General features: G+C 65.3%; 18 protein-coding genes. 10 read left to right on the top strand and 8 right to left on the bottom strand.

The window, feature by feature from the left end; all coding sequences use genetic code 11:
• Nucleotides 1-37 precede the first annotated feature (37 nt).
• On the top strand, nt 38-1,264 hold the full coding sequence (locus C8J25_RS16890; RefSeq protein ID WP_107955534.1) for an SAM-dependent methyltransferase: 1,227 nt from the start codon (nt 38-40) through the stop codon (nt 1,262-1,264).
• 129 nt (nt 1,265-1,393) lie between these two features.
• Here C8J25_RS16890 and C8J25_RS20355 read toward each other — a convergent pair whose 3' ends face one another.
• Nucleotides 1,394-1,786, bottom strand: a complete 393-nt coding sequence (locus tag C8J25_RS20355; RefSeq protein WP_146173370.1) for an EF-hand domain-containing protein — start codon at nt 1,784-1,786, stop codon at nt 1,394-1,396.
• Between the two features lie 134 nt (nt 1,787-1,920).
• Between C8J25_RS20355 and C8J25_RS16880 the strand changes: the two genes are divergently transcribed.
• On the top strand, nt 1,921-3,138 hold the full coding sequence (locus C8J25_RS16880; protein ID WP_107955533.1) for an argininosuccinate synthase: 1,218 nt from the start codon (nt 1,921-1,923) through the stop codon (nt 3,136-3,138).
• A 109-nt stretch (nt 3,139-3,247) separates the two neighbouring features.
• On the top strand, nt 3,248-4,837 hold the full coding sequence (locus tag C8J25_RS16875) for a hypothetical protein (protein WP_208622622.1): 1,590 nt from the start codon (nt 3,248-3,250) through the stop codon (nt 4,835-4,837).
• Here the strand turns inward: C8J25_RS16875 and C8J25_RS16870 are convergent.
• From C8J25_RS16870 to C8J25_RS16855, 4 genes are all read right to left on the bottom strand, one after another.
• Nucleotides 4,797-5,945, bottom strand: a complete 1,149-nt coding sequence (locus C8J25_RS16870) for a GNAT family N-acetyltransferase (RefSeq protein WP_107955577.1) — start codon at nt 5,943-5,945, stop codon at nt 4,797-4,799. The two genes, C8J25_RS16875 and C8J25_RS16870, sit on opposite strands and share 41 nt — an antisense overlap.
• Before the next feature lie 180 nt (nt 5,946-6,125).
• Entirely contained in the window at nt 6,126-6,590 is a 465-nt protein-coding gene (locus C8J25_RS16865) for a RidA family protein (RefSeq protein ID WP_107955532.1), read from the bottom strand.
• 295 nt (nt 6,591-6,885) lie between these two features.
• Nucleotides 6,886-7,512 (bottom strand): HAD family hydrolase, encoded by a 627-nt coding sequence (locus C8J25_RS16860; RefSeq protein ID WP_107955531.1) that lies wholly within the window; start codon nt 7,510-7,512, stop codon nt 6,886-6,888.
• Nucleotides 7,509-7,793, bottom strand: a complete 285-nt coding sequence (locus C8J25_RS16855) for a DUF3572 domain-containing protein (RefSeq protein ID WP_107955530.1) — start codon at nt 7,791-7,793, stop codon at nt 7,509-7,511. The genes C8J25_RS16860 and C8J25_RS16855 overlap by 4 nt, the downstream gene beginning before the upstream one ends.
• A gap of 36 nt (nt 7,794-7,829) precedes the next feature.
• Here C8J25_RS16855 and C8J25_RS16850 point away from each other — a divergent pair, with 36 nt between their 5' ends.
• A complete protein-coding gene (locus C8J25_RS16850; protein WP_107955529.1) occupies nt 7,830-8,192 on the top strand; it encodes a response regulator in 363 nt (120 codons plus the stop codon).
• A gap of 364 nt (nt 8,193-8,556) precedes the next feature.
• On the opposite strand, the gene rpmG is transcribed toward C8J25_RS16850, so the two are convergent.
• Nucleotides 8,557-8,724 carry a 50S ribosomal protein L33 gene (rpmG, locus tag C8J25_RS16845; protein ID WP_055881863.1) on the bottom strand — a complete coding sequence of 56 codons (168 nt, stop codon included), beginning with the start codon at nt 8,722-8,724 and terminating at the stop codon, nt 8,557-8,559.
• A gap of 192 nt (nt 8,725-8,916) precedes the next feature.
• Here rpmG and C8J25_RS16840 point away from each other — a divergent pair, with 192 nt between their 5' ends.
• The 6 genes from C8J25_RS16840 to C8J25_RS16815 all read left to right on the top strand — a co-directional run bounded on the left by C8J25_RS16840 (nt 8,917) and on the right by C8J25_RS16815 (nt 13,234).
• Nucleotides 8,917-9,249 (top strand): hypothetical protein, encoded by a 333-nt coding sequence (locus tag C8J25_RS16840; protein WP_235524686.1) that lies wholly within the window; start codon nt 8,917-8,919, stop codon nt 9,247-9,249.
• Between the two features lie 3 nt (nt 9,250-9,252).
• Nucleotides 9,253-9,819, top strand: a complete 567-nt coding sequence (locus C8J25_RS16835) for a TMEM165/GDT1 family protein (RefSeq protein ID WP_107955528.1) — start codon at nt 9,253-9,255, stop codon at nt 9,817-9,819.
• Between the two features lie 61 nt (nt 9,820-9,880).
• Nucleotides 9,881-10,378 carry a Dps family protein gene (locus C8J25_RS16830; protein ID WP_093398573.1) on the top strand — a complete coding sequence of 166 codons (498 nt, stop codon included), beginning with the start codon at nt 9,881-9,883 and terminating at the stop codon, nt 10,376-10,378.
• A 67-nt stretch (nt 10,379-10,445) separates the two neighbouring features.
• A complete protein-coding gene (locus C8J25_RS16825; RefSeq protein ID WP_107955576.1) occupies nt 10,446-10,631 on the top strand; it encodes a DUF1328 family protein in 186 nt (61 codons plus the stop codon).
• A gap of 166 nt (nt 10,632-10,797) precedes the next feature.
• Complete coding sequence (locus C8J25_RS16820; RefSeq protein WP_107955527.1) at nt 10,798-12,390, top strand: cisplatin damage response ATP-dependent DNA ligase; 1,593 nt, start codon at nt 10,798-10,800, stop codon at nt 12,388-12,390.
• Nucleotides 12,391-12,460: 70 nt separating this feature from the next.
• Nucleotides 12,461-13,234 (top strand): virulence factor, encoded by a 774-nt coding sequence (locus C8J25_RS16815; protein WP_244187171.1) that lies wholly within the window; start codon nt 12,461-12,463, stop codon nt 13,232-13,234.
• 368 nt (nt 13,235-13,602) lie between these two features.
• On the opposite strand, the gene C8J25_RS16810 is transcribed toward C8J25_RS16815, so the two are convergent.
• A complete protein-coding gene (locus C8J25_RS16810; RefSeq protein ID WP_107955525.1) occupies nt 13,603-14,421 on the bottom strand; it encodes a glutaminyl-peptide cyclotransferase in 819 nt (272 codons plus the stop codon).
• Nucleotides 14,422-14,456: 35 nt separating this feature from the next.
• Entirely contained in the window at nt 14,457-15,326 is an 870-nt protein-coding gene (locus C8J25_RS21310; RefSeq protein ID WP_056490084.1) for a cold-shock protein, read from the bottom strand.
• Nucleotides 15,327-15,528: the final 202 nt, after the last annotated feature.

The following is a 15,528-nucleotide window of genomic DNA, read 5'->3' as shown; positions in this document are numbered from 1 at the left end:
GTAGCGGAATTCCGTACCAGTCATTAGCTAACGCGACATGGCCCTATTCGATCGTTTCCTGGCTCGGCAGGTTAAAACCGGCGAACTCACGCTCATCCACGCGGACGGCACCACCAAGCATTTCGGCAAGCCCGATGCCGCCTATAACCCGGTCACGATCCGGCTGACCCAGCCCGGCGTCGAGGGCGCGATCGTCCGCCACCCGGCGCTCGGCGCGGCGGAGGCGTTCATGGATGGGCGCCTCGTGATCGAACGCGGCGACATTCGGGACCTGGTCAACCTGCTCAAGGGCAACAGCCCGTGGGAGCGTGGCGGTGGGCTCAATCCCTCACTACCGATCAAGCTGCTCGACAAGGTCGTCCACCGCGTTGATCGCGTGAACATGGCGCGCCGGTCGAAGAAGAACGTCGCGCATCACTATGATCTGTCGGATCGGTTGTACGACCTGTTCCTCGACGCGGACCGGCAATATTCCTGCGCGTACTTCACCGACGCGGGCAACAGCCTGGAGCAGGCGCAGGACGACAAGAAGGCGCACATTGCTGCCAAGCTCGCGATCCAGCCGGGGATGCGCGTGCTCGACATCGGCTGCGGCTGGGGCGGCATGGCGCTGTACCTGCATGCGAAGACCGGCGCCGAGGTGCTGGGCGTAACGCTGTCCGAGGAGCAGTTGAAGGTCGCCCGCCGCCGTGCCGAGGAAGCCGGCGTCGCTGACAAGGTGAAGTTCGAGCTGATCGACTACCGCGCGCTGACGGGCAGTTTCGACCGGATCGTCTCGGTCGGGATGTTCGAGCATGTCGGCCCCGCGCACTACAAGGCGTTCTTCCGCAAGTGCCGCGACCTGCTGACCGACGACGGCGTGATGCTGCTCCACACGATCGGCCGGATGGGCGGTCCGGGCGTCACCGACACCTTCACGACCAAGTATATCTTCCCGGGCGGGTACAACCCTGCCCTGTCGGAGATCGTGAAGGGGTATGAGGGACTGCGGATGTTCCCGACCGATATCGAGGTGCTGCGCGTGCATTACGCGCTGACGATCGACCTCTGGTATGATCGGACCGTGGCCGCGAAGGACGCGATCGTCGCGCTGTACGACGAGCGGTTCTACCGGATGTGGACGTTCTATCTGGCGGGGGCTGCGGCGGCGTTCCGGACCGGGGGGATGGTCAATTACCAGATCCAGCTGTCGAAGAGCCGCATGACGCTGCCGCTGACGCGGGATTACATGCTCGAGGGTGAGCGGGCTTTGCGCGAGGGCTGACGCCCGCCCGTTCGCTCCGTCATTCCCGCGAAGGCGGGAACCCATACTGGCTAGCCTCGGAGATAGAACCGCACACTTCAGCCAATATGGGTCCCCGCCTCCGCGGGGATGACGAAGAAGAGTTGGGGCTCAGCGCGGGCCCTGCACGTCGGCCTTCGCCGCGGCGCGCTCGTCGCCGCCGATCTTGCCGTCCTTGTTCGCGTCGTACTTCGCGAAGGTCGCCGCGAGCAGCGCCTGGGCTTCGGCCTGCGTGACCTTGCCGTCCTTGTTCTTGTCCGCGCTGGTGAACCACAGGTCGGCGAGACGCTTGGCGTGGACCGGATCCGGACGGCCCTGCCCGCCGACCTTCATGTTGCCGATCCGCGCCTGCACTTCGGCGCGCGTGAGCACGCCGTCCTTGTCGGTATCCGACGCCGCGAACTCGGTCTTGAACTTGGCCGAGGCGGACGCGCGGGTTTCCTGCGCGAGCGCCGGAGTCGCGAGGCCGGCGAGGACGAGAAGGGTGAGGCTTTGGCGTAGCACGGTGGGTAAACTCCAGAGGATTTGCGGCGCGAATAGACCGGTTCGGTTGTACGCGCCATTAACGCGCGCGGTTGCATGCCGCGCCCTCAACGCATAGGGGCGCGGGCATTGGAAATTCCCGAAGGATTCTGCCCGTGACCGATCAGATCAACCGCGTCGTGCTCGCCTATTCCGGTGGCCTGGACACGAGCGTGATCCTGAAATGGCTCCAGCAGACGTATAACTGCGAAGTCGTGACCTTCACCGCCGATCTCGGCCAGGGCGAAGAACTCGAGCCGGCGCGCGCCAAGGCCGAGATGATGGGCGTGAAGCCCGAGCACATCTTCGTCGACGACCTGCGCGAGGAGTTCGTGCGGGATTACGTGTTCCCGATGATGCGCTCGAACGCGCTGTACGAGGGGCTGTACCTGCTCGGCACGTCGATCGCGCGGCCGCTGATCGCCAAGCGCCAGATCGAGATCGCCAAGATGGTCGGCGCCGACGCGGTCAGCCACGGCGCGACCGGCAAGGGCAACGACCAGGTCCGCTTCGAGCTCGGCTATTACGCGCTGTCGCCCGACATCAAGGTCATCGCGCCGTGGCGCGAATGGGACCTGACAAGCCGCACGCGCCTGATCGAGTTCGCCGAGCAGCACCAGATCCCGGTGAGCAAGGACAAGCGCGGTCAGGCGCCGTTCTCGACCGATGCGAACATGCTGCACACATCGAGCGAAGGCCTTGTGCTCGAGAACCCGTGGGACGAGGTCCCCGACTATGTCTACTCGCGCACGGTGAACCCCGAGGACGCGCCCGACGTCCCCGAGTACATCACGATCGATTTCGAGCGCGGCGACGGCGTCGCGATCAACGGCGAGGGCATGAGCCCCGCCACTCTGCTGTCGACGCTCAACGACTATGGCCGCCGCCACGGCATCGGCCGTCTCGACCTCGTCGAGAACCGCTTCGTCGGCATGAAGAGCCGCGGCATGTACGAGACCCCCGGTGGCACGATCTATCACTTGGCGCACCGCGGCATCGAGCAGCTGACGCTCGACCGCGGCGCCGCGCATCTGAAGGACGAGCTGGCACCGCGTTATGCCGAGCTGATCTACAACGGCTTCTGGTTCTCGCCGGAGCGCGAGATGCTCCAGGCGGCGATCGACCACAGCCAGGAGAAGGTATCGGGCACCGTTCGCCTGAAGCTCTACAAGGGTGGCGTGTACGTGGTAGGCCGCAAGTCGCCGAATTCACTGTATTCGGAGAAGGTCGTGACGTTCGAGGACGATCAGGGCGCCTATGACCAGCGCGATGCGGCCGGCTTTATCAAGCTGAACGCGCTGCGGCTGCGCTTGCTGGGGCGGCGAGACCAGTAATTCGTCCCCCGTTGAACAGCTGTTCGATGCCGAAGTTTGCGGCCAAGATCGTCAACTCGTCGTGCGCGCACTTGTCTAGTGCGCCCACCCGCCCCTAGGGTTCGACGATATGATTACTCAGGGGGAAAAGCTGCATTGGTGGCAGACGCGCGCATTCGTTGCCGCGGTTGCGATCGCATCGATCATACCGTTGCTGTGGCCGGAAATACCGCCGCTGGTCGACCTGCCCGGGCATATGGGCCGGTACCGCGTCCAGCTGGCGATCGCCGACAATCCCTGGTTGAATCAGTGGTATAACTTCCGCTGGCAGATGATCGGCAACCTCGGCATCGACCTGCTGATCGTGCCGCTCGCGCCGATCTTCGGCTTGCAGCTGGCGGTGAAGCTGATCGTGATGGCGATCCCGGCGCTGACAGTGACCGGGCTGCTGTGGATCGCGCGCGAGGTGCATGGGCGAATCCCCGCGACCGCGCTGTTCGCGCTCCCGCTCGCCTACAGCTATCCGTTCCAGTTCGGATTCGTGAATTTCGCGCTCGGCATGGCGCTCGCGCTCAACCTGTTCGCGCTGTGGCTAAGGATGGGGCGGCTCGACCGGCGGCGGCTGCGGACCCTCATCTTCGTCCCCGTCTCGTGCCTGTTGTGGCTGTGCCATACGTTCGGCTGGGGCGTGCTGGGCGTGCTCGCCTTCTCCGCCGAGCTGATCCGCCAGCACGACATCCGCCGCGACAGCGATCCCAAAAGCTGGGCGCATGGCTGGTTCAAGGCGTGCATCCAGGCCGGGCTGAACTGCCTGCCGCTGGCGCTGCCGATGGTGATGATGATCGTCTGGCGCTCGGGTGATCATGTCGGCGGCAAGACGCAGGACTGGTTCAACTGGCGCTGGAAGATGAACTGGATCACGATGGTCCTGCGCGATCGCTGGATGACGTTCGACATCGCGTCGGTCACGGTGCTGTTCGTGATCCTGTTCCGCGGCGTGCGCGACCAGACCATCGAATATTCGCGCAACCTGAGCCTGTCGGCGCTGTTCCTGGCGATCGTCTACGTGCTGCTGCCGCGGATCGTGTTCGGCTCGGCCTATGCCGACATGCGGCTCGCGCCGTTCATGCTCGGGATCGCGGTGATTGCGCTGCGGCCGCGGCATGGCCTGTCGCTGCGCGGCGCGGCTGTACTTGCGGTGCTGGGCTTTGCGTTCTTCGGCGTACGGCTGGCGGGGACGACGGTCAGTTACCTGATGTACGATCGCAGCTACGATCAGGCGATCGCGGCGATCGATACGGTGCCAGAGCGGTCTCGCGTCGTGTCGTTCGTCGGGCGACGGTGTCGCGACGACTGGGCGTATTCGCGTCTCGAGCATGTGCCCGCGCTGCTACTGGAGCGGCGGCTGGCGTTCACCAACGATCAGTGGTCGATGGCGGGCGCGCAGCTGATGACGACGCAGTATCCGGCGGCGAAGGGCTTTGCGCACGATCCGTCTGAGATCGTCAGCGACATCAAGTGTCGTGGCCAGTTCTGGCGGCCGATCGGCGTCGCGCTGCAGAAATTCCCGCGCGATGCGTTCGATTATGTCTGGCTGATCCACCCGCCGAAGTTCGATTCGAAACTGGTCCGCGACCTGACGCTGATCCGGCGCGATGGCACCAGCCTGTTGTACCGCGTCAACCGGGTTGCTGCTGCTCGCCCCGCCGGAACGGAGTAAGCTCGCCGAGATACTCCTGCTGTTCGGCGACGGCTTCGCGCTCGCGGAGCAGATAGTCGGCGATCGCGCGGCGGAAGTTCGGGTCGGGGATGTAGTGCGCCGAATAGGTCGCGACCGGGGCATAGCCGCGCGCGAGCTTGTGTTCGCCCTGTGCGCCGGCCTCGACCGTCTTCAAGCCCCGCGCGATGGCGGCGTCGATCGCCTGGTAATAGCAGAGTTCGAAATGGAGGAACGGCACCTCCTCCGTCGCGCCCCAATAACGGCCGTAGAGCGTGTCGTCGCCGATCAGGTTGAGCGCACCGGCGATCGGTACGCCATCACGCTCTGCGAGGATGAGGAGCACGCGGTCGCCCATCGTCCTGCCGATCTGGTCGAAAAACGCGCGCGTCAGGTAGGGCTGGCCCCATTTGCGGCTACCGGTGTCCTGGTAGAACACCCAGAACGCGTCCCAATGATCGGGCGTGATTTCGGCGCCGATAAGGTGGCGGATCGTCAGCCCTTCGACGGCGGCAGCACGTTCCTTGCGGATCGCCTTGCGCTTGCGACTGGCGAGCACGGCGAGGAAGTCGTCGAAGCTGGCGTACCCGTCGTTCTTCCAGTGGAACTGCGTGCCTTGGCGGATTAGCCAGCCGGCGGCCTTAAAGAGCGCGACTTCGTCGGGGTCGATGAAGGTGGCGTGCGCGGAGGATAGCCCGCTCTGGTCGGTCACCGCCTCCAGCGCGGCGATCAGCGCGGGGGCTTGGTCGCGGTCGCGGAGCAGCAGGCGCGGGCCCGGCACCGGGCTGAAGGGCGCGGCGATCTGGAGCTTTGGGTAATATTGCCCCCCTGCCCGCTCCCACGCGTCGGCCCAGCCTTGGTCGAAGACGTATTCGCCCTGGCTGTGGCTCTTGGCGTAGGCGGGTGCGATGGCGGCGGGCCTGCCGTCGGGGCCGTCGACCACCACCGGCAGCGCCTGCCAGCCGGATCGGCCGCCGACGCTCTTCGACGCTTCGAGCGCGGAGAGGAAGGCGTGGCCGACGAACGGGTTAGCGGTGCCGGAGCATGCCTCCCAGTCCGCGGCCGTGATCGAGGTGACGCCTTGGGCGATGCGGGCTGTGACGGCGTTCATCCGCGACATTTGGGGTAGCGGGGTGCCGATAGCAAAGGGCGCGTCCGCTTATCTCGAATGAAAACAGCCGTCCGTCCCATACGCTGTTCTCGCGCGAAGGCGGGAGCCCAGGACCACATGGGCTGCGCTATGGGCTGCGCTTGGTAACCCTGGGCTCCCGCTTTCGCGGGAGAACAAGTGTTAGGCGGAAACTTGAACGATCGCGTCGACCTCGACAGCGGCGCCGAGCGGGAGGACGGGAACGCCGACTGCCGCGCGCGCATGCTTGCCGGCATCACCGAACAGCGCGACCATCAGGTCCGATGCGCCGTTGGCAACCTTGGCCTGGTCGGTGAAATCGCCGGTCGAGTTGACGAACACGCCAAGCTTCACGATCCGCTCGACCCGACCGAGCGTGCCGAGCGCTGCTTTCATCTGGGCGACGAGCATCAGTCCGCACAGCTTGGCCGCCTCCTGCGCGTCTTCGAGCGACACGCCGTCGCCGACGCGACCGGTGACCAGCGCGCCGTCCTTGAACGGCAACTGGCCCGAGATGTGGAGCATGCCGTTCGCCAGCACGGTCGGGACGTAGGACGCCACGGGTGCGGCAGCCTGCGGGAGGGTGAGGCCCAGCTCTTCGAGCTTGCGGTCGATACGATCGGTCATGGCGGAGGTATCACCACAGCGGTGGGGGATGGGTCAAGGGGGGGGACGCCGCAACGTTTCCGTCCACAACTTGCCAGTCCCCAACTGTCATTCCCGCGAAGGCGGGAACCCATACTGGCTAGCGGACATAATCGCGACGATTGCCCATATGGGTCCCCGCCTCCGCGAGGATGACGGATGAGGCGTAAAAGTTTGCTTCACTGCCGCAACTGTTCTCCCGTGAAGGCGGCAGCCCAGGGTTACCGACGACGAAGTTCTTGGCTCCTGGGCCCCCGCGTTCGCGAGGGAGCAGAAGTCAGGCGTCCGCCGGCACACCCGCCTTGAACCGTGCGGAAATCCAATCCGCGGCCTCGCGCCAGTCGTCGATCCGCGCGTGCGCCTCGGGCGCCTTCGGCACGCTCACTGCCAGCGTCGGCTCGGAGACCATGTGCAGCCGGTGCACCCCCGGGGCGTGCTTGGCGACCGACTCATGATGCACCGCGAGATCGTCGACGAACACCGTCACCGGCGACCCATATTCCGCGACCAGCCGCGATACCGGCGTACCCTTGCCGCCCTGGTTGCACTCGACGCGATGCTCGATACCGAACTTGGCGAGCTGTTCGATCCGCGGCTGGCGGCATTCGTCTTGGAGGTTGGTGAGGATGACGATGTCCGCCACCTGGGCCAGCCGCTCCAGCGCCTCGACCGCATGCGGTACCAGCGTCTGGCGGTGCATCTCGCCGGGGAAGAACTCGCCGAGCATCGCCCACATGTCCTCGCGCGAGGGCGGCGGGCCGCCATCGCGGCGGGTCATCGCGGTCGAGAAATCACCGTGCTGGATCGCAAAGTCGATGTCGTGGCGCTCGTCGAGCCAGACGCCGAAATGCTTGACCATGTGCAGCAGCACTTCGTCGCAATCGCTGATCAGCAGCGGCCTCATGCGTCGAACTCCCCCTGGTCCAGCTTGGCGTGCGCGCGGACCAGTGCCTCGGGCTTCACGCCAAGCGATTCGGCGCAGGCGATCAGGTCGGGCTCGTGGTTTTCGAGGAAGCCCAGCGCGGCCGACAACACTGCCGGGTCGCTTGCCCGCGCGCGCAGATCGCTCGGGTCGAGGCCCGTCACGGACAGCAGTCGCATCGCGCGATCGGGCTCGACCAAGGTCCATACCAGCGCGCGCAGGGCGAGCGCTTCGGCGTCTTCGTTTGAATCGCGGTCGCGCATTGCCTATCGTGCCTTCTTTCCGGATAAGGTGCGGCGGTGACAAAGAAGGTGCTCGTTGTCGAGGACAACGAACTCAACCTCAAATTATTCTGCGACCTGCTGCGCGCGCATCAGTTTGCCGTCGAACCCGTGCGCGACGGCCGCGAAGCCGTTACGCGCGCTCGGGAATTCGTGCCCGACCTGATCATCATGGACATCCAGATGCCGCACGTCACCGGCTACGAGATCATCCTCGAACTGAAGGCGGACGATGATCTGCGCGCGATTCCCGTGATGGCGGTGACCGCGTATGCCGGACGCGAGGACGAGGAGCGGATCCGGGCGGCCGGGGCGGACTCGTATGTGTCCAAGCCGATCAGCCTGGCGCGGTTCATGGACGCGGTCGGGGCGCTGATCTGAGGTGGGAGCGCGCGGATATCCATCCGTCAGCTCCGCCTGCCCGTCGCTTCCACCTGAAATTCGCTGCCTACCCGAACCCCCACCCCCGTTCGTGCTGAGTAGAGACCGAGTAGCTCCGTAAGGAGCGTATCGAGGGCTCGTATCGAAGCATGGGTTCCGCGTGCCAACCTGTCCTTCGATACGCCATCTCGATACGCCGCCTACGGCGACTACTCGATGGCTACTCAGGACGAACGGGAGAGGGGGCAAACGGAAGGGGGAGGGACGAACGGAAGGTGGTTCACAAACGCCAAAAGCCGCGAGGGGCTACCCCGCGGCTTTCCGGATCTTAGCAATCAGACGGCGGTTCGCACCGCCGGCCGGATTACTTGATCTTGGCTTCCTTGAACTCGACATGCTTGCGCACGACGGGATCGTACTTCGAGAAGGAGAGCTTCTCCGTCTTGGTACGCGGATTCTTCTTGGTGACGTAGAAGAAGCCGGTGTCAGCGGTGCTGAGCAGCTTGATCTTTACGGTGGTCGGCTTGGCCATGAGCCCAATTCCTATGGCTTGAAAATGCGAAAGCGGCGAACTGACGCCGCCGCTCCATCAGGGGCGGCGCATGGCGGACGTGGGGAGCGAAGTCAAGCTTTACCCTGTCGCTGCATGCCGAGACCCGTCATTTAACCCGCTATTCACTACCACAAGCGCATCATATCATCAGATAAAGACAGGAGTGGGATCGTGGGGCAGGCGCTGGTTCGAATTGACGACATGATCGCGGTGAAGGCCGATCTCGCCGCGCGAATCGCGGCGATCGATGTCCGAGCGCCCTATTCCCGCCCCTGCGACATCGCCACTGAGATCGATGCGATCCGCGTGATCGCGCATACCAACGGCCTCAACCCCGCGGTCACCGTCGCGCATTTCGTCGACTCGGCGCTCTCACGCGGCGAGCATGGTGCACTGGTGCATGGCTGGCTGTCGATCCTCCGCGATGCGGTCGGGTGCGAGCGGCAGGACGTTCAGGCGTGCCACGCGTTCGCCGCGGCGTGTTCGGTGCGTCTTGCGGGATAATCCATGGACGCCTTGATGGCGGCGCTCGTCGCGGCCGCGCTGGCGCAGGTCGGCGATCGAACGGCGTGGCTCGCGGCGATCCTGTCGGACCGGTACGCCAAGCCGGGACTGGTGATCGCGATGGCGGCGTTGGCGTTACTCGCGGCGAGTGGCTTGGCGGCGGCGCTCGGTGCGGTGATCGGGCCGAAGCTCGCCCCCAATGCGCAACAACTGATGCTCGCGCTAGCACTGCTGTTGCAGGCCGGCGGATCGTTCTTCCCGGCCAAGGCACCCGACCGGCTCGACCGCTGGAAGATCGGCGCGATCGCCACCACCGCGCTCGGTCTGTTCATCCTCGCCTTTGGCGACGGCGTTCAGTTTATCGTCCTGACGCTCGCCGCGCGGACGCCCGTCCCCGCGCTCGCCGCGATCGGCGCAACGATCGGCTCGCTGGTCGTGATCGTCCCCGCCGCACTGATGGGCGAGGCCGCGTGGCTGAAACTTCCGCTCAAGCCGCTCCGCATCGCCATCGGCACCGTGTTCCTGATCTTCGGTATCGTCCTGGCGCTTGGCGCACTACGCTTGGTCTGACGGCCGGGAGCAAGTGTGCGTTCGGATCGTTCACGCGACGACTTTCCAACGGGAGCTAGACATGGCCGACATCAACCCCGCCCTCGACACGCCGACCGACCTGCCGAGCAACAGCACCAAGTCGGTCGCCGACGCGCTGAACGCCGCGCTCGCCGATTGCTACGCGCTGTACCTCAAGACCAAGAATTTCCACTGGCACATGTCGGGGCCGCATTTCCGCGACTATCACCTGCTGCTCGACGACCAGTCTGCACAGATCATCGGCGTGACCGACGCGATCGCCGAGCGCGTGCGCAAGACCGGTAACACCACGCTGCGCTCGATCGGCGACATCTCGCGCCACCAGACGATCGCCGACAACGACATGGCGTTCGTCGGCCCGACCGAGATGCTCGCCGAACTGCGCGAGGACAATCTGAAGCTCGTCGAGCAGTTCCGCATCGTCAAGGACGCCGCCGACGCCGCCAAGGACAACGCGACGAGTGGGATTGTGGATGAGTGGACGGATCACGCCGAGGAGCGTGCGTGGTTCCTGTTCGAGGCGAGCCGCAAGGCCTGATCGTTACGCCCGAGGAACAAATCGCACGCCAAGCCGGTTGAGCGACCTTACCAAACAGGAGGCCGATATGTTGAAGCTTGCAATTACCTTTCTCGTCATCGGCGCAGTTCTCGCGCTGCTCGGCTTCGGCGGCATCGGCGGGGCGTTCATCGGTATCGCCAAGATCCTGTTCTTTATCGCGATCGCGCTGTTCGTGATCTTCCTCGTGCTCGGCCTGCTTGCCGGCAAGGGCATCAAGAACGCGGTCGACTGACGCTGGCGATCCGATCGCATGACAACGACCGTCGTCGGACCTTCCGGCGGCGGTCGTTTCGCGTCTGGATCCGAAATCGTCCCCCGCAAGGGGGAGGATTGAGAATGGAGCGAGCGGTGTAGGACCTGTTCTGCATCCCTTCGCGCGGCAGGAGCGTTCTTCCACGATGCATGCTTTTGCCGCCCTGCTCGACTCGCTCACCTACACCCGGTCGCGTAACGCCAAGTTGAAGCTGATCGCGGATTACCTGCGCGCGACGCCCGACCCGGACCGTGGCTGGGCGATGGCGGCACTGACCGGCGATCTCGATCTCAAGGGCGTCAAGTCGGCGGTGATCCGTGGGTTGATTGAGGAACGCGTCGATCCGGTGCTGTTCCGGATGAGCCGCGATTATGTCGGCGATACCGCGGAGACGGTTGCGCTGCTCTGGCCCGAGCCGACGGTTCCGGTCGACCCCACCCCCTTGTCGATCACCGACGTCGTCGAGCGGCTGGCGGCATTGTCACGGGCCGATGCGCCGGGTGCGCTGGCGGACATGCTCGACCGATCCGATGCCGAGGAGCGGTTCGCGTTGCTCAAGATGGCGACGGGCGCGTTGCGGATCGGGGTGTCGGCGCGGTTGGCGAAGACTGCGCTGGCGGATGCGTTCGGGCTCGATGTCGATGCGGTCGAGGAGGTGTGGCACGGGCTCGATGCGCCGTATGCGAGCCTGTTCGCCTGGGCGGAGGGCACGGGCGCGCAGCCTACGCCCGCCGACGTGCCCGTGTTCCGTCCGTTCATGCTGGCGCACGGGCTTGAAGACCTCCGCGTCGACCTCGCCGACTATGCTGCGGAGTGGAAATGGGACGGCATCCGGGTGCAGATCGTCCACGTCGCGGGAGAGACACGGCTTTACAGCCGGACCGGCGACGACGTGACGGGCAGCTTTCCCGAGATTGCCGCCGCGTTCCAGACTCCGGGAACGGTCGATGGCGAACTGCTGGTAAAGGGTGAGCATCAGGGCGGGACGCTGGAGGATGGCGGCGGGGCGGCGAGCTTCAACGCGTTGCAGCAGAGGCTGGGCCGCAAGACCGTGTCGGCGAAGATGCTGGCGGACTATCCGGCGTTCGTGCGGCTCTATGATCTGCTGATCGATGGCGACGAGGATTTGCGTTCGCTACCCTGGACCGAGCGGCGGAAGCGGTTGGAGGCGTTCGTGCTGCAACTCGACTCCGAACGGTTCGATCTGAGCGTCGTGATCGAGGCGGACGACTTCACCGCGCTGGAGGCGATCCGTGCGACTTCGCGCGACGCCGCGATCGAAGGGGTGATGCTCAAGCGCCGGGATTCGCCGTATGTCGGCGGGCGCCGAGCCGGGCTCTGGTATAAATGGAAGCGTGATCCGCTGACCGCCGACTGCGTGATGATGTACGCGCAGCGTGGGTCGGGGCGGCGATCGTCCTATTATTCGGACTATACCTTCGGCTGCTGGACCGAAGAGGGCGAACTGCTCCCCGTCGGGAAAGCCTATTCGGGGATTACCGACGAAGAGCTCAAAATGCTCGACAGCTTCGTGCGCAACCATACGCAGAACCGGTTCGGACCCGTGCGCGAAGTCGAGAAGACGCTGGTGCTGGAGATCGCGTTCGATTCGCTACACGACTCGAAGCGGCACAAATCAGGGGTGGCGATGCGTTTCCCGCGGATCGCGCGGATTCGGACGGACAAGCCTGCGGCGGAGGCGGACCGGATCGAGACGCTCAAGCGAATGATTACGTAATCGGCGCGTCATGGAAGTGCGCGGCCGTGCGGGGTATTGCCCCGGTCTTGGTACGAGTCAGGATGATCCGGTGACAGTTACGAAACATTCTCGCACGGCAGCGGCACGACGCTGGCGGCGCGGCGCGTGGGTGACTGGCATAATATCCGCGATCGTCGTGCTGTTCGTCTACCTCGCCGGCTATTTCGACCGTGATCCGGTGCATGTGTATCCGGCGATCGGCGTCCAGACTTCGGGACCACCACCGATCGCGGTGGTGAACTTTTCGGGCGACATGGGGCTGCGCTTCCTGCTCGGCGCGTCGACCTCGCGGGGGCTGACCGAGCACGGCATCCCCGTGGTCGGTATCACCACACCTGCCTTGTTTGCGCATCGTGTCACGCGTCAGGAACTCGATGCGATCATCGCGCACGGCGTGCAGGTCGCGCTGGCGCGGACCGGGGCAAAGCGGATCGTGGTGATGGGGCAGTCCTACGGCGCGGATATTGTCCAGACCGGTTTAGCCAACCTACCAGCGGACTTGCGGCCACGCGTTGCTGCGATCGTGCTGATACTGCCGGGGAACACGGTGTTCTATCGCGCGGATCCGTCGAGCCTGCTCTACGATCATGGCACGCCCGACAGCATGGGCGCGACGACGGCGAACCGGCTGACATGGGCGCCCCTCACCTGCATCTATGGGCTGGAGGAAACGGATAGCTTGTGTCCGCTGCTGGCGACGGCGAACGCGCGCAAGGTCGGGATGCCCGGGGGGCATAACATCCGTCACGATGCGGATGGCCTGCTGCGCCATGTGCTGGCCGCGATCAGATCGGTGGGGCCGAGTGCCGGGCATGGGTTCTAGGGCTGGGCGATAGGTGAAGTTGTGACCTCGGCACGACTTCCGGCCTAGGTCCTGACGCTGCCCTGAGCTTCCCCTTCCCCAACCATTCAAACCGACCAACCGACCAACCGTCATCCCAACAAAGGCTGGGATCTCATCGTGTGAGGCATGGCTCCCGCCAAACCGGGGTACCCCAGCTTTCGCCGGGGTGACGGGTGACGGGTGCGACGCACGATGAGTTGGGGCGGGCATGCGGTGAGTCGCCATATCCCGCAGGGACATTCCCTGTATCCTTGTTCTCCCGCGAAGGCGGGAGTCCAGACTGGGCTCCCGCCTTCGCGGGAGAACAAGTCGGGGTGCGGTGTCGGTGGCCCGGACTCGCTCGCCGACTATTGCGGCTTCGCGGCAATCTTGATCTCGAACAGCGTCGGCCAATATTTGCCCGTCACGAACAGTCGGTCGGCCTTCGCGTCCCAGGCTATGCCGTTGAGGACCGCCTCCGGGTCGGTCGCAGCCACCTCGGCGACCAGCGGGCGGAGGTCGATGACCGCGGTCACCTTGCCGGACGCGGGATCGATGCGGACGAGGAAGCCGGTGTGCCAGACGTTGGCGAGCAGCGCGCCGTGGACATATTCGAGTTCGTTGATGTCGCGTAACGGGCGGCCGTCGATCGTCACCGCAACGCGCTTGCGTTCGGCCAGCGTCAGCGGATCGCGGACGATGATGTCGGGGCTGCCATCGGACTGGAGCAGCGAGACGCCGTCGCTGGTCAGCCCCCAGCCTTCGCCGGTGTAGCGGTTCTGTTCCTTGGGCTTGAGCGTGCGGACATCCCAGCGATGCGCGATGCCGTCGTGCCAGGTGAGGCTGACGAGCTGGTCCTTCCACAGCGCAAGGCCTTCGCCGAACTGTGCCGGATCGATTCGCGCCTTCGCCAGGATCTTGCCGTCCTTGAGCGACACGCGGCGGACGTCGGATTGCCGCTCCTGGCCGGTGCTCTCGTAGAGCGCGCCGTCGTGCCAGAGCAGCCCCTCGGTGAACGCGGTGCGGTCGTGCGGATAGCGCGCGACGATCGTTGCCAAGAACACCGGCACGCGAGTCGGCTCACGGGGAGTCGGGACAGCACCCTGCCCGGCCTGTGCCACCGACGACAGCGAAGCCGATGAAACGAGAACGGCCGGCCCCACCAAAGCGAGACCGGCCGCAATCATTATCCTACCGAACACGGTACGATCAGTCAGCTGAATCAGCCGCCTGCGCTCAGGTTCACTGCTGCGTACTTGCCGCGACGATCAACCTCAAGCTCGAACTCAAGCTTGTCGCCCTCGTTCAGCGTCGACATGCCGGCGCGCTCAACGGCCGAGATGTGGACGAATGCGTCAGGCTGTCCGTCGTCGCGCTGGATGAAGCCGAAGCCCTTCATCGCGTTGAAGAACTTGACCGTACCGGTCGCCTTCTCGCCGGTGAGCTGACGCTGTGCGCCACCTGCACCACCGTCACGGTCACGATCGCCACCACGGGGCGCGCCCGGGCCGGCATCACGGTCACGCGGCGGGCCGCGATCGGTGACGGCCATGGGCTCGCCGTCGATCTTCAGGTCGGTTGCCGAGATACGGCCACCGCGGTCGACGAGCGTAAAGCCAAGCGGCTGACCCTCGGCGAGAGCGACCATGCCGGCCTGCTCGACGGCGCTGATGTGAACGAAAACGTCCTCGCCGCCGTCATCGCGAACGACGAAGCCGAAGCCCTTCTGCGCGTTGAAGAACTTTACGACGCCAGTGCCTTCGCCGACGACCTGGGGAGGCATGCCGCGACCACCGCCGCCGCCGCCGCCACCCGAGAAGCCGCCGCCACCGCCGCCGCCGCGGTAACCACCGCCGCCGCCGCCGCTGCCGCCACCGAAGCTGCTGCCGCCGCCGTAGCTGCTGCCACCGCCGCCACCGTAGCTCGAGCCACCGCCGCCGCCATAGCTGCTACCGCCGCCGCCGCCGAACCGATCGCCGCCACCGCCAAAGCTGCTACCGCCGCCGAACTCGTTGTCGCCGCCGCCGAAGCTGTCGCGCTTGTCGCGGCCACGCCCGCCACGGTTCCCGCGGCCACCTTTATCGAAACCCATAAGCTCTGTTCGTCTTCCCGGTTCGCCCGCAAATTTCTCAAAACCCTTGTGCCGGACGACGAACGCAGGTTTTCCAGCGCGAAACCTTTTGCGCCTTGAAGCGACCCTTAGCGCAAAATACAAGCCGTCGCGAATAGATTCTGATCCGAGGGCGCTCGATTTGGATCGATACTGGCGCAAGTGTCGCGCGCCAGCCACGACT

It is taken from the genome of Sphingomonas faeni (genome assembly GCF_003053745.1).
In the GTDB taxonomy this organism is placed as follows: Bacteria; Pseudomonadota; Alphaproteobacteria; order Sphingomonadales; family Sphingomonadaceae; genus Sphingomonas; species Sphingomonas faeni.
This window is presented reverse-complemented; position numbering and strand designations above follow the sequence as displayed.